Genomic DNA, 649 nt, shown 5'->3' with positions numbered 1-649 from the left:
GTAATTGCGGTTAAAGTCTTTTACAAAACGATTTCTAATATCATTGGAAAGTTCTTCCCGAACAAACTTGTAAAACAAATCGTTCGCAGCAGCTTTTCGTCTTTCTCTAACTAACGCATTCCTCTCTTTATCGCTTCCTGTAACCGTTTCGTTATCTACAAAGCTTCGCACTTCCCAAGCTGAAGAACCCGCAAACGCTTCACTTGACAAGGTGCCTACAAAATCTTTGAATTTTTCCGCAAGATTGTAATCTACAATGACTGATTCGGTACGTTTTGTAATATGATTATATTGGTCTTTTTCTATTTGACCTAGCTCAAATTTGTGTACGAACTCGTGGTTCGGACTGATATAAATCTCATCTAGCGATTTCGCTTTTGGTAGGACATTTTCTAATAATGCTTTTTGTTTTTCGTATTGACCGGCAGTGCCGGCGCCAATTTTATTATTAATTAAAAAATTGGAAGCCGAACTTCGGCAAAAATCCCGCTCCAACTGTTCCATTTTTGCGTAAATATTTCCTTCGGTGTAATAAAAATCGTGAACCCATTTTCCATCAATGAAGTTGGCAAATTGATAATGCTTTCCACGATTATTTAATGTGCCGTCATAAGACGTATCTCTGAATGCTTCAATTTGTTCTTTGGTA

At 37.1% G+C, this 649-nt stretch carries 1 pseudogene; it reads right to left on the bottom strand.

The annotated features are described in order from the left end of the window. Positions 1-649 (bottom strand): annotated as a pseudogene (locus DRF58_RS18200) (restriction endonuclease subunit R); the annotation flags it as partial.

The sequence above is a fragment of the Epilithonimonas hispanica genome (genome assembly GCF_003385395.1).
Classification (GTDB): domain Bacteria; phylum Bacteroidota; class Bacteroidia; order Flavobacteriales; family Weeksellaceae; genus Epilithonimonas; species Epilithonimonas hispanica.
Note: the sequence above shows the minus strand (reverse complement) of the source record. Positions and strands in the feature narration are given on the sequence as shown.